This is a genomic window from Mesorhizobium sp. LNHC232B00 (assembly GCF_000502435.1).
GTDB classification, from domain to species: domain Bacteria; phylum Pseudomonadota; class Alphaproteobacteria; order Rhizobiales; family Rhizobiaceae; genus Mesorhizobium; species Mesorhizobium opportunistum.
Map to the genome: position 1 here is coordinate 1 of NZ_AYWP01000002.1, position 12520 is coordinate 12520.

The window sequence follows — 12520 nt, forward strand, 5'->3', positions numbered from 1 at the left end:
CTTCGTGGGCTGGGCGCTCGCCTGGCGTGCCCGCCGGCTGGGCGCCGACGGCATCGGCCGGTGCATTGCCTCGGCCGCGCGCCTGGCCGTTGCGCTGGCGATTGTTGCGGCCCTCCTGGTGACGGGGGCGCTGGTCGAAACGGCCCTGACGCCACAACAGGATCGGCTTGGGTGCCTCAGCTTCGGGTTCGCTGGCGACCGCTTCAGTCACTTCACCCTCCCCCTCGTGGGGAGGGTCGGCGCGCAGCGCCGGGGTGGGGGGAGCGCCAGTACCGTCAGCACCGCCTGCCTCACTGGCTTCATCAGCACGACGTGCATCGTCTGCGCCATCACCCCCACCCGCGTCGCTTCGCGCCGCGACCTCCCCCATCGAGGGGGAGGTGGGGGCGTCGGCGCCTTCTGTGGCAGTGACGTTGGCGACAACTTCTGCAACAGCCGGAGCTTCTTCCACGATTTCTGCGGGAGTTGCGACTTGCTCTTCCGTGACAAGCTCTGACGCTGTTTCCGCAATGGCTGAGGTTTCGATTGTAGTTTCAACAGCCGTTTCCGCGACAGGTTCTGCGGCTGTTTGCGCAATGGCTTCGGCCGGAGCTTCGACCGCCGCCGGCTTAGAATCTTCGACCGCGGCTTCGGCGGCTGCATTTGTTGCGGCGGCTTCGGCTGCCTTGGCCTGTTCGGCGCGTGCGGCCTCTTCCGCCGCGAGCTTGGCGGCTGCCGCTTCGCGCGCGGCATTGTCCTGCGCCTCCAGCCGTGCCTTGACCTCGGCCGCCGGCTTGGGCTCGGCGCGGTAGCCGAGGCCCTTCAGGATCTCTTCCATGTCGTCGGCGGTCGCGCCGAGGATCGACATCATCGGCGGCGTCACCATGAAGGATTGGCCGTCATAGGCGCCGTCCGGCCGCTGGCCAAGGCCGGGCTTCCAGTTGGTCGCCGGACGGATCAGGTCCGCCAGCCGCTCCAGAATATCGATGCGCACGGCGCGTCGGCCAAGATTGCGGTAGCCGGCAAGCTTGTAGAAGGCCTTGTCGAAGGCCGGATCGATGACCACCGAGGTGCGGCCCGATGCCAGCGCGTGGACCACGTCGCCAAAGCCGGGCTTGTCCTTGCCGTCGTTCTTCAGCGCCCACAGCAAGGTCACCAGTCCGGCCGGTGCCGGCTTGATCAGCGCCGGCACGAAGACATGATAGGCGCCGAAGCGCACGCCAAGCCGGCGCAATGCCGCTCGGCCTTCCTGGTCGAGCGACTTCATCTCCTCGGCGATGTCGCGACGGTTGATGAGGCCGAAATTCTCGACGAGCTGGAAGGCGATGCCACGGCCGATGCCGGAAATCTGGTCGGCATTCTTCAGATCGACCAGTGGCTTCAGCAGCGTTTCGATCTGGAAACTGACGAACCGTTCGGCACGCGCGGCGACCTTGTCGCGCGCCGGGCCGGTCAACTGTTCGTCGGCCAGCAGCACCAGGCGCGGCTTCAGCGCGTCCTCGCCTGAAACCAGCGTGCCGATCGGTGCGCCGATCCAGCGCAGCGTGCCGTCCGAACCAAGCGCAAGGTCGCCGTTGGCGCAGGCGCCGAAGCGTTCGGCGCGCGCCTCGAATTCGGCGGCCAGCGCCTTTTGCGCGGCCGTGCGCACGGCTTTGGCGTCTTCGCCACCGGCTGTCTGGTCGGCGGTGAAGCGGAACCCTTGCAACTCGCCGACATGATGGCCTTCGACAAGGACGGTTCCGGTAGGACTGATTTCGGCTTCAGGCATGGTATTTTCTCTAAGGCGCCGCATGAGGACGGAAGTCCTGCGGTCTACGAAGCGTTTCGTCAACCGCTCATGCAGCGCATCCGACAATCTGTCTTCGATTTCGCGCGTCTTTTCCTGCCAGTGTGCCTGATCGGCCAGCCAGCCGGGCCGGTTCGACACGAATGTCCAGGTGCGGATCTGGGCAATGCGGTGCGACAGCGTGTCGATGTCGCCCTCGGTGGTGTCGGCGCGGCGTACCTGCTCTGCCATGTAATTCTCGTCGACATGGCCATGCCGGGCGAGGTCCATGTAGATCGAGGCGATGAGGTCGGCATGCTGGGCCGGGGCGATCTTGCGGTAGTCGGGGAGCGCGCAGGCCTCCCACAGCAGCGCCACGCGCCTGGCATCGGTGGCCAGCGCGCGGATGTCCCCGTCGCGCGACAGATATTCGAGCGCCTGTGCGTCGACCGCCGGCAGCGCGCGCGTCAAACCCTCGACCGGGGCGTTGGTCTCGATCGAGTGCTTCAGCGCGTCGAGGCTGGCGAAGTCGAAACGTGCGGTGCGCCACTGCAGCACCTTCACTGGATCGAATTCATGGCCCTCGATCTTCTTGACCAGCTCTTCGTCGAGCGGATCGACCTGGCCGGTGACGCCAAAGGTGCCGTCGCGCAGATGCCGGCCGGCGCGGCCGGCGATCTGGCCAAGCTCGGCCGCCGTCAAATTGCGGTACTGGTAGCCGTCGAACTTTCGGTTCTGGGCAAAGGCGACATGGTCGAGATCGAGGTTGAGACCCATGCCGATGGCATCGGTGGCGACGAGATAGTCGACATCGCCGGACTGGAACAGCGCCACCTGTGCGTTGCGGGTGCGCGGCGAAAGCGCGCCGAGCACGACGGCGGCGCCACCTTGCTGGCGGCGGATCAACTCGGCGATGGCATAGACCTCATCGGCGGAGAAGGCGACGATCGCGGTGCGACGCGGCAGCCGGGTCAGCTTCTTGGAGCCGGCATAGGCGAGATGCGACAGCCGCGGCCGCGTCACCACCGAGACGCCCTTCAGCAGCCGCTGCAGGATGCCATGCATGGTGGCCGCGCCAAGCAGCAACGTCTCCTGGCGGCCGCGCAGATGCAGGATACGATCGGTGAAGATGTGGCCGCGCTCGAGATCGCCGGCCAGTTGCACCTCATCTATGGCGACAAAGGCGGCATCGGTCTCGCGCGGCATGGCCTCGACGGTGCAGACCGAATATTTAGCGCCTTTCGGCTGGATCTTCTCCTCGCCGGTGATCAGCGCCACCTTGTGGGCTCCGACCTTTTCGCAGACGCGGGTGTAGACCTCACGCGCCAGCAGCCGAAGCGGCAGGCCGATGATGCCGGTCTCATGCGCCACCATGCGCTCGATGGCGAGATGGGTCTTGCCGGTGTTGGTCGGCCCAAGCACGGCGGTCACGTCGCGGCCCGACAGGATCAGCGGCTCGGTGTGTTTCGGCTGGATGTTCATCGGCTCGGAAATAGGGCTTTCTGGCCTCTCATTGTCGGGAGCGTGCCCTGGACGGCGCGTATGACAGGCGACACATAGGGATTTCGGGCGCGAAGCGAAAGCGGAATGTTCCGCCGTCGGCTCGAAGGCGCCTTTGTCAAGCTCCCGATCGGTTGCGGATTAAGAGTTGGAACGAGTCTGGAACGAATCAGCGACGAATCGCTGACTCCGTCAGATTCAGCTTTTGTTCACGGCTACATATGGATTTTGTGACGATGAGTCTCACCACATGCTGAATCGTTGAACTGGCCCGTTTTATGCTAGGTGGCCTCCGTCGTTAATCTTTGCCGGCAAATGAGGAGAGCGGCTCGATCCGCCCCACCCAAGGTTATGAGATTGTTAATCTTTCTGAATTGATCGTTAAAGCATTGCCGATGATTTCGGGCCGTTAATGTTAACTTCCGCTCAAAGCCGGAACGAATCGGCGACAAAACAGCGCCGACGATACTTTCCCCTTTTGTTCTCCCAATATCTTGTGTTGTGAACAGCTTATCCACCGAGAATCCACAGGCCTGGCGACGGGTTTTGCACAGATGCCGCTGCCGCCATTAACCTTTGCGTGCCGGATTGGATCATCGCGCTGGAACGAGGCATTTTGCTGCGACCAGGATATCAACGAAAAACGGACCGGTTCCCGGTCCGCCCGATTTCTCGCAGTCGCAGCTTGTCCCGCCGAAGCCACCGCCTCAGGTGAAATACTGACCGCCATTCGCGGTGAGGGTCGAACCGGTGATGAAGCCGGCATCCGGCGAAGCCAGGAAGACGACACAGCGCGCGATCTCATCCGGTTCGCCGAGGCGGCCGACGGGGATCTGCGGGATGATGCGCTCGTTGAGCACCTTCTCGTCGATCGCCTTGACCATCTCGGTGGCGATGTAGCCGGGGCAGATGACGTTGACGGTGATACCCGCACGAGCCCCCTCCTGAGCGAGGGCCTTGCTGAAACCGATGTCGCCGGCCTTGGCTGCCGAATAGTTGACCTGGCCGGCCTGGCCCTTCTGGCCATTGATCGAGGAGATGGTGATGACGCGGCCGAATTTGCGGTCGCGCATGCCGCTCCACAGCGGGTGCGTCATGTTGAAAACACCGGATAGATTGGTGTCGATGACCTCTTTCCACTGCTCGCGCGTCAATTTGTGGAACATGGCGTCGCGGGTGATGCCGGCATTGTTGACCAGCACCGAGACCGGGCCGAGATCGGCCTCGACCTGTCTGATGCCGACGGCACAGGCATCATAGTCGGCGACCGACCATTTGTAGACCGGAATGCCGGTCTCGGCCTTGAACTTCGCCGCCGCCTCGTCGTTGCCGGCGTAGTTCGCGGCAACCGAATAGCCGGCGTTTTTCAATGCGATCGAAATCGCGGCGCCGATGCCGCGCGATCCACCCGTGACGATTGCAACCTTGGTCATGCGCTCCCTCCCTTTGGTCGGGAGAGCGAATAGGGAGTAGCGAATAGCGAGTAGGGATCAAATGTCCCGTCGCGCTGACGCCATTCTTCCCTATTGGCTGCTCCCTATTCGCTAGTCACTTCTCTTTGTTAGAGCGCTTCCACGCACATGGCGACGCCCATGCCGCCGCCGATGCACAGGGTGGCCAGGCCCTTCTTGGCGCCACGGCGGCGCATCTCGAAGACCAGCGTGTTGAAGACGCGGGCGCCGGATGCACCGATCGGGTGGCCGATGGCGATGGCGCCACCATTGACGTTGACGATCGAAGGATCCCAGCCCATGTCCTTGTTCACGGCGCAGGCCTGCGCGGCAAACGCCTCGTTGGCCTCGACGAGGTCGAGATCGCCGACCGACCAGCCGGCCTTTTCCAAGGCCTTGCGCGAGGCGGGAATGGGTCCAGTGCCCATGATCGCCGGATCGACGCCGGCCGTTGCCCAGGATGCGATGCGCGCCAGCGGAGTGATGCCGCGCCTGGCGGCTTCCGCCTCGCTCATCAGCAGCGCGCCGGCAGCTCCGTCATTGATGCCGGACGCGTTGGCGGCGGTCACCGTGCCGTCCTTGTCGAAGGCCGGCCTCAGCTTGGTCATGGCATCGAGCGTCGCGCCGTGGCGGATATACTCGTCCTGGTCGACAATGGTGTCGCCCTTCTTGCCCTTGATGGTGAAAGCGACGATCTCGTCCTTGAACTTGCCGGCCTTCTGGGCGGCTTCGGCCTTGTTCTGCGAGGCGAGTGCGAAATGGTCCTGGTCTTCACGCGTGATCTGGAACTGGCGGGCGACGTTCTCGGCGGTGTTGCCCATGTGATAGCCGTTGAAGGCATCCCACAGCCCGTCCTTGATCATGGTGTCGATCATCTTGTAGTCGCCCATCTTGACGCCGGCGCGCAGGTGCTGGGCGTGCGGCGACATCGACATCGATTCCTGGCCGCCGGCAACGATCACCTTGGCGTCGCCGGTGGCGATCTGCTGCATGCCGAGCGCGATGGCGCGCAGGCCCGAGCCGCAAACCTGGTTGAGGCTCCAGGCTGTGGTTTCCTTCGGCAGGCCAGCCATGATCGAAGCCTGCCGGGCCGGGTTCTGGCCCTGAGCCGCGGTCAGCACCTGACCGAGGATGACCTCGTCGACCTCGGCCGCTTCGACACCGGCGCGGGCCAGCAATTCCCTGACGACAACAGCGCCGAGCTCATGCGCCGGAGTGGCGGCAAAGGCGCCGTTGAAGGAGCCGACCGCGGTACGCGTGGCGCTGGCAATGACGATGGAAGCGGACATTTTCTTCTCCAGACTTCATGAGTTTGTTCTGCCGTTGAGGACTTTTCTTGCCCTTTCCCAATCCCAAGTCAAACCGGAAATGGGCATGGCGCCCATGCGCCGCAAGCAGACCGCGCATCGGCGTGACGGCAGGGCGGGCGCTGCTGCGCAACATATTTTGCCTGCTATGCAGCAATATATGATCCCGCACTGCACAAACTGCTTGGAATTATGAGGCTTTTGCGCATATCCTTAAAAAGGGCGCAATCGTTACCGGCCGCTTACTCAGGCGCGCCGGTGTCCGGGGAGGATGCAGATGGCCGCTAAAGACGATCCGATTGTTATCAAGAAATACGCCAATCGCCGCCTCTACAATACGGGGACGAGCACCTATGTGACGCTCGAGGATCTGGCCGAGATGGTCAAGAAGGGCGAGGAGTTCACCGTCCAGGACGCCAAGACCGGCGATGACATCACCCATCCGGTGCTGACCCAGATCATCTTCGAACTGGAGAACAAGGACGGGCAGAACATGCTGCCGATCCCTTTCCTGCGCCAGCTGATCGCCTTTTATGGCGACCAGATGCAGATGATCGTGCCGAGCTTCCTCGAACAGTCGATGATCGCCTTTTCCAAGGAGCAGGAGCGCTTCCGCGAGCAGATGAAAGGCGCCATCGGCAAGTCGCCGCTCGACGTGATGAAGATGGCGACCCCGATCAAGGCGCTGGAAGAACAGACGCGTCGCAACATGGAAATGTTCCAGAACGCGATGCGGCTGTTCACGCCGTTCCCACCTGCAGGCTCGGCGCCTGCCGCGGCTCCCGCCGAGCCGGCCAGGAAGGAAGCGCCGGAGAAACCCGACGACCTGCAGCAGCTGAAGGACCAGATCGCTGCCATGCAGCGCAAGCTCGACACGATGTCGTGAGCGCTATCATTCACGCAATCTACGGCAGCAATCCCTCATAGCGACCGCGCGGCCTGATGATGCTGCCGCTCACGATCTGTTCGACCACATGCGCGGCCCAGCCGACGCTGCGTCCGAGTGCGAACAAATGGAATGGCGCATCGCGGGGCAAACCAAGACTGCGCGTCAGCACGGCCAAGGCGAAATCGATATTCGCTGAAGCGCCGGTCGCGGCCATGGCGGCGGTTTCCAGCGATCGCAAGGTCTCGTCGGTGTCGTCGATGGCCGCCAAGAGTGCCGTGGCGCGAGGATCGCCCTCGGGATAAAGCTGATGGCCGAAGCCCGGCAGCGGCCGGTCGTGGCCGAGCCAGCGCCGGATCGTGGCATCGGCGCCGTGCCGTGCCGCATCGTCGGCAAGTTGCATCACCGCTTCGCTGGCGCCACCGTGCCGGGGGCCGGAAAGCGTTGCCAGGCCCGCCAGCAGGCAAGCGCCGATGCGCGCCTCGCGGCAATCGTCGATNCGACCAGCCCCGGGCCAATCGCCGATGCACCGGGTCGGATCCCGGCGAGGCGCCGATGGCGCTGGCCAGCACGCTGATCGCGCGCGCGGCATCGGCGCAGAGCGAGGCGGCGCTGCGTCCAAGCGAGGGCCGCCCCTGGCCGGCAAGCGCGGCAAGGTGCGCGAAGGCCGATGCCCTGCCAAGCTGGCTGGAGGCATCCGACGCCTGCGCTTCGAAACTCACCGGTTCTGGCCGGGCCCAAAGCAGGGCGGCGGTTTCCTCCAGCGTGGCATGTTCGCAGAGCGCAACGGCGTCCCGGCCCCGATAGACGAGCCTGCCGTGCCAAACGGTCGAGATCGACGTTGCGATCGACGGCTCGCCCCAGGCGATGGCGCTTTCGGCGATGGCCGAGGGGCTGCGTCCGCGCGCCCTTCGCGTCGCCAGCGCCGCCACATCGTCGGCGCGGTACTGGCTGCGGCGCGGATCGGCACGGTCGGGCCGCATGCCGATGCGCCCGCGGCTGACATAGGCGTAGAGCGTCTGCGGCCGCACCTTGAGCCGTTCCAGCGCCTCTTCCCGTGACAACCATTCGGACATGTCGAGCCTTGATATTGATTCTGTTGATCAAGATTGATGCTTGGGTCGCCCACCCTTATCTCCCATGCGCAAAAGCTTCAAGGAGACAGCTATGGCGAATGGGCTCGATGACGTGGTGGCGGCCGAAACAATCCTGTCGGACGTGGATGGCCTGGGCGGCCGCCTGACGATCCGTGGCCATTCCTTGCCGGAATTGGCGGGACGATGGACCTATCCGCAGGTCGTCCGCTTGCTGCTGGACGGCTTCTTCGACGACCTGCCCGGCGATGCCGAACTGGCGGCGAGCCTGGGCGAGGCACGCGTCGAGGTGTTCGATCGGCTCCAGCCTTCGCTGGTGTCGCTGGCGCCGCTCGACGTCTACAGCGCCATGCGCGCCGGCATGACGCTGCTGCCGGACGGCGAGACACTGAAGGATGCCTTGCGGCTGATCGCGGCGCCCACGGTGCTGACGCCAGCCCTGTTGCGCCTGCAGCGCAGCGAGCAGCCGGTTGCGCCGGACGGCAAGGCCGAGCATGCCGCCGACATGTTGAGGATGCTCAGGGGTTCCGCCCCGCCAACGGCATTGGCAAAGGCGCTGGATACCTATCTGGTGACGGTCTGCGACCACGGCCTCAATGCCTCCACCTTCGCCACCCGCGTCGTCGCCTCGACACTGGCTGGGCTGACCTCATCGGTGCTGGCCGGCCTCGGCGCGCTCAAGGGACCGCTGCATGGCGGCGCGCCCGGCCCGGTGATCGAGATGCTCGATGCCATTCAGGCGCATGGCGACGCGGCCGGCTGGCTGCGCGACGAGATCGCGCGTGGCGAACGCATCATGGGTTTCGGCCATCGCATCTACCGCGTGCGCGATCCGCGCGCCGACGTGCTGAAGGGCGTCGTGCGGCAGATCGGCGGCGAGGGCGAGGCCGGCCGCCGGCTGGCCTTCGCCGAAAAGGTCGAGCAGACGGCACTCGATGTGCTACGGGTCGCCAAGCCGCAACGCTCGCTGCAGACCAATGTCGAGTTCTACACGGCGCTCGTGCTGGAGGCCGCGGGCTTTCCGCCAAAAGCCTTCAGCAATGTCTTCGCCGCTGGGCGCGTCGCCGGCTGGATCGCCCATGCGCGTGAGCAGCAAACGACCGGCCGGCTGATCAGGCCGCAATCGCGCTATGTAGGGCCGGTGCCGAACCTCGTCGCCTAAGCCTCCTGTCTGTTTCAAAAGACGCCTCTTCTTCGCTTTGCAGCGGAGAAGCTTCTGCGCACGACCGAAATTTCATGTGATCACGCGACCGTGTTCGTGTTCTTGCCTTGGTCCGCCCTTATATGCTGCACTGCAACATAGGCCTGCCGTGACCCTGCCGCTCCGATTCCCGGATCGGATGGGTCGGGCACCGAGGTGACAGGAACGCCATGACGAAGAACGGCAAGGCGGAGGAAAAGAAGAAGATCAACATCGCCCTTCAGGGAGGCGGCTCGCACGGCGCGTTTTCCTGGGGCGTGCTCGACCAGCTGCTGGAGGACGGACGGCTGGAGATTTCGGCGGTGTCCGGCACCAGCGCCGGGGCCATGAACGCGGTGGCACTGGCAGATGGATTTGTTCGCGGCGGGGTCGACGGCGCGCGACAAAAGCTCGATGATTTCTGGCATGCGGTGGCGGCAAAGGGCCGGTTCAGTCCGGTGCAGCGCATGCCATGGGACGTCGCTTGGGGCAATTGGTCGATCGAGAACTCGCCGGGCTATGTCTTCTTCGACACCATGTCGCGGGTGTTCTCGCCCTATGTCGCCAACCCGCTTGGCCTCAATCCGCTGCGCGACGTGGTTCAGCAGGAGATCGATTTCAAGAATGTCCATGCCTGCAAGTCGATGGAACTGTTCATCTCCGCCACCAACGTCGAGACCGGACAGCTGCGGGTGTTCTCCGATGGCGAGATCGATCTCGACACGGTGATGGCGTCGGCCTGCCTGCCGCAACTGTTCCGCGCCGTCGAGATCAAGGGCGTGCCCTACTGGGATGGCGGCTATGGCGGCAACCCGGCGCTCTATCCGTTCTTCAAGACGGCGGCGACCGAGGATGTGCTCCTGGTGCAGATCAATCCGGTGGTGCGGGAGGGAACGCCCAGGAGCGCCAACGAGATCCAGAACCGCATCGACGAGATCACCTTCAACGCCGGGCTGCTGCGCGAATTCCGCTCGATCGCCTTCGTCAAGGAACTGATCGCCGCCGGCCGCCTGCCGCATGGCGAATACCGCGACATCCGCATGCATCGCATCGATGCCGACGAGGCGTTCAAGGACCTGTCGGCGTCATCGAAGGTCAATGCCGAATGGGCATTCCTGACCTATCTGCGCGATCTCGGCCGCACCGCCGCCAGCGACTGGCTGGAGGAGAATTACGACGCCGTCGGCAAACGGGCGACGCTCGATCTTTCCGGCGAACTCGATGACGGTTTCAAGCCCGTGCGCGGTCCCGCACCCGGCCGGCGGGTGAAGGAATTCCTGGCGGCGCGCAAGAACCCGGAGGCGGAGCGCCGTCGAGCCTGAGCTCGAAGAGCGGTGGCCGATCTGCATTAGCGAGGGATTTCGGCATCCATGAATGTCGGGCAGACCGACAACCAGTGCGTGTGAATAGCGCATCATCATGCTGACGCCTGCTGCCACCGACCTTCCGGCAATGCCATGCGCTGTCGCACGATGTAGCGGGAAACTGGCGAGCGGAATGGTCGTCATCATCGTTGCGCGTCGCATGGACAATGACCGGCGTTGCTGCGCCCACAGGGCGTTCGGGGATGCGTCATGAAAGGCAGGTCCGGCGCCCTCCGGTGCTGGACACGCAGGCGTTTCTTGCGACGCCTTAGATGCCGACGGACTGGTCTTTGCAATGTCGGCTGGAATAAATTCTCGGCTGTTTCATCAGTAATTCCAACGCGTTGCTTAGGCTTTCCGACGTCGGGAATTGGTGTCTTTCATGGGGCGAAATGATTTGTTCATCGATGAAAACCAGTGTCCGGATCACAATCCGGCGCGCGACGGCAGCTGTATTTTTCGAGAACGCCACGCTGCCCGCCGGCAATGCCAAGCCGGTCGTCCGGGCTGGTCGTGAGGGCAGATCGTGAGCCGGCAGCAGGCGCTCCTCAGGGGCTGGCCAGGACGTCACGGACCGTTCCGCGGCTGCCACACTCTGTCCGGTTCCGCAATGCCGTTGCAACTTTCCGACTATATTGCGGTGCAACTTTGATGTAGAAGCGCGCTCGCCGATCACGGCAATTTGAACACGGTCAGGCGCGCACCCATATCGGCGACGCGCCCGCGTCATGAGGGCGCGGTGCTGGCCGAACCCGCAGTGGAAAAAACGACGATGCCGAGAATCAGGTTTCACAAGCTTGCAGCCATTGTTGTGCTTATTGGTTTCGCGGCCTGGATGGCGACAGGCGAGTTCTCGTCGGTGGGCAGCGCCGCCATCGACAACCAGAAGGCAGGCGAGCCCGCCAAGCCGCAGGACGCCGCCAAGGCGCAGGACGCTGGCAAGCCGAAGGCTGAAGCCGAGCCGAAGGCGCCGTTGCGCACCGTCGCGGTGGTGACGCCGCCGCGCAAGACCTATGCGCGCGCCATCCGCGTTTCCGGGCTGACCGAGGCCGACAAGCGCGCGGTGCTGGCAACCCGCGTCGCCGGCGTCATCGACAAGCTGCCGGTCAAGCAAGGCGATCACGTCAAGACCGGCGACCTGGTGCTGATGCTGGCCGCCGAAGAAAAGATCTCGATGGTCGACAACGCCAAGCAGCTCGTTGTTCAGCGTAAGGCCGAGCTCGATGCGGCGGAGCGGCTCGCCAAGACCGGCAATCTGCCCAAGCTGCAGCTCGACACCGCCCGCTCCAATCTGACCCAGGCACAATCGCAGCTGGATACCGCGCAGGCCGAACTGGACCGTAACGAAGTCAAGGCGCCGTTCGACGGCGTCATCGACCGGGTGCCGGTGGAACTTGGCAGTTCCGTCATGCAGGGCGGCGAGGTGGCGACCATCCTCAAGCTCGATCCGGTGATCGCCCGTGGCGAGATCAGCGAGCGCGACCTGGGCTATCTCAAGCTCGGCGACAAGGCCAATGTGCGGCTGGTCAGCGGCCAGACCGTCGAAGGCACCGTGCGCTACATCAGCCGTGATGCGTCGTCGGCGACCCGCACCTTCCGCGTCGAGGTGGCGATCCCCAATGCCGACGGCTCCGTGCCGGCCGGCATGACGGCGGAAATCCAGCTCAGCGCGCTGCCCACCGACGCGGTGCTTTTGCCGCGTTCGGTGGTGACGCTCGGCGACAAGGGCGATCTGGGCATCCGCGCCGTCGGCAAGGACAACAAGGTGGCGTTCTTCCCGATCGACCTGGTTGACGACACGCCGACCGGTCTCGTGCTCGGCGGTATCCCGGCCGATGCGCGCATCATCGTCGCCGGCCAGGAATTGGTGAAGGAAGGCGACGAGGTCAAGCCGGTCGAGGCCGACCAGGCGACCATCAACAAATTGATCGGCGAAGCCACCGCCGGGACGCAGTAGCGTAAGGAGCGCCGGCGCCGGGCCTTGCCCGGCGACG

General features: G+C 64.4%; 9 protein-coding genes and 1 pseudogene. 5 read left to right on the forward strand and 5 right to left on the reverse strand.

Going from position 1 to position 12520, the window contains the following annotated elements:
- The 3 genes from X743_RS166460 to X743_RS166450 all read right to left on the reverse strand — a co-directional run.
- The coding region (locus X743_RS166460) for a helicase-related protein (protein ID WP_023763669.1) at positions 1 to 3226 on the reverse strand (3226 nt) is incomplete at its 3' end.
- Positions 3227 to 3951: 725 nt separating this feature from the next.
- A complete protein-coding gene (gene phbB / locus X743_RS166455; RefSeq protein ID WP_023763670.1) occupies positions 3952 to 4677 on the reverse strand; it encodes an acetoacetyl-CoA reductase in 726 nt (241 codons plus the stop codon).
- A 128-nt stretch (positions 4678 to 4805) separates the two neighbouring features.
- Positions 4806 to 5984 (reverse strand): acetyl-CoA C-acetyltransferase, encoded by a 1179-nt coding sequence (locus X743_RS166450; protein ID WP_023763671.1) that lies wholly within the window; start codon positions 5982 to 5984, stop codon positions 4806 to 4808.
- Between X743_RS166450 and X743_RS1000000171875 the strand changes: the two genes are divergently transcribed.
- Positions 5965 to 6198, forward strand: coding sequence for a hypothetical protein (locus X743_RS1000000171875; RefSeq protein WP_156934374.1), 234 nt, complete (start codon positions 5965 to 5967; stop codon positions 6196 to 6198). The genes X743_RS166450 and X743_RS1000000171875 overlap by 20 nt on opposite strands.
- Positions 6199 to 6279: 81 nt before the next feature.
- Complete coding sequence (gene phaR, locus X743_RS166445; RefSeq protein WP_013892569.1) at positions 6280 to 6888, forward strand: polyhydroxyalkanoate synthesis repressor PhaR; 609 nt, start codon at positions 6280 to 6282, stop codon at positions 6886 to 6888.
- A 19-nt stretch (positions 6889 to 6907) separates the two neighbouring features.
- Here phaR and X743_RS01000000168565 read toward each other — a convergent pair.
- A pseudogene (locus tag X743_RS01000000168565) lies at positions 6908 to 7964 on the reverse strand (citrate synthase).
- 91 nt (positions 7965 to 8055) lie between these two features.
- Between X743_RS01000000168565 and X743_RS166440 the strand changes: the two are divergent.
- Both X743_RS166440 and X743_RS166435 read left to right on the forward strand, forming a co-directional pair.
- A complete protein-coding gene (locus X743_RS166440; RefSeq protein ID WP_023763674.1) occupies positions 8056 to 9144 on the forward strand; it encodes a citrate synthase/methylcitrate synthase in 1089 nt (362 codons plus the stop codon).
- A gap of 209 nt (positions 9145 to 9353) precedes the next feature.
- Positions 9354 to 10484 carry a patatin-like phospholipase family protein gene (locus tag X743_RS166435; RefSeq protein ID WP_023763675.1) on the forward strand — a complete coding sequence of 377 codons (1131 nt, stop codon included), beginning with the start codon at positions 9354 to 9356 and terminating at the stop codon, positions 10482 to 10484.
- Positions 10485 to 10794: 310 nt separating this feature from the next.
- Here X743_RS166435 and X743_RS1000000171880 read toward each other — a convergent pair whose 3' ends face one another.
- Positions 10795 to 11097, reverse strand: a complete 303-nt coding sequence (locus X743_RS1000000171880) for a hypothetical protein (RefSeq protein WP_156934375.1) — start codon at positions 11095 to 11097, stop codon at positions 10795 to 10797.
- A gap of 201 nt (positions 11098 to 11298) precedes the next feature.
- Here X743_RS1000000171880 and X743_RS166430 point away from each other — a divergent pair, with 201 nt between their 5' ends.
- Positions 11299 to 12483 carry an efflux RND transporter periplasmic adaptor subunit gene (locus X743_RS166430; protein WP_023763676.1) on the forward strand — a complete coding sequence of 395 codons (1185 nt, stop codon included), beginning with the start codon at positions 11299 to 11301 and terminating at the stop codon, positions 12481 to 12483.
- The last annotated feature ends 37 nt before the right edge of the window (positions 12484 to 12520 follow it).

Bases quoted from the DNA above. Each gene is read 5' to 3' on its own strand.
- phbB (WP_023763670.1), bottom strand. From the start codon at position 4,677: ATGACCAAGGTTGCAATCGTCACGGGTGGATCGCGCGGCATCGGCGCC.
- X743_RS1000000171875 (WP_156934374.1), top strand. From the start codon at position 5,965: ATGACGATGGAAGCGGACATTTTCTTCTCCAGACTTCATGAGTTTGTT.
- X743_RS166450 (WP_023763671.1), bottom strand. From the start codon at position 5,984: ATGTCCGCTTCCATCGTCATTGCCAGCGCCACGCGTACCGCGGTCGGC.
- phaR (WP_013892569.1), top strand. From the start codon at position 6,280: ATGGCCGCTAAAGACGATCCGATTGTTATCAAGAAATACGCCAATCGC.
- X743_RS166440 (WP_023763674.1), top strand. From the start codon at position 8,056: ATGGCGAATGGGCTCGATGACGTGGTGGCGGCCGAAACAATCCTGTCG.
- X743_RS166435 (WP_023763675.1), top strand. From the start codon at position 9,354: ATGACGAAGAACGGCAAGGCGGAGGAAAAGAAGAAGATCAACATCGCC.
- X743_RS166430 (WP_023763676.1), top strand. From the start codon at position 11,299: ATGCCGAGAATCAGGTTTCACAAGCTTGCAGCCATTGTTGTGCTTATT.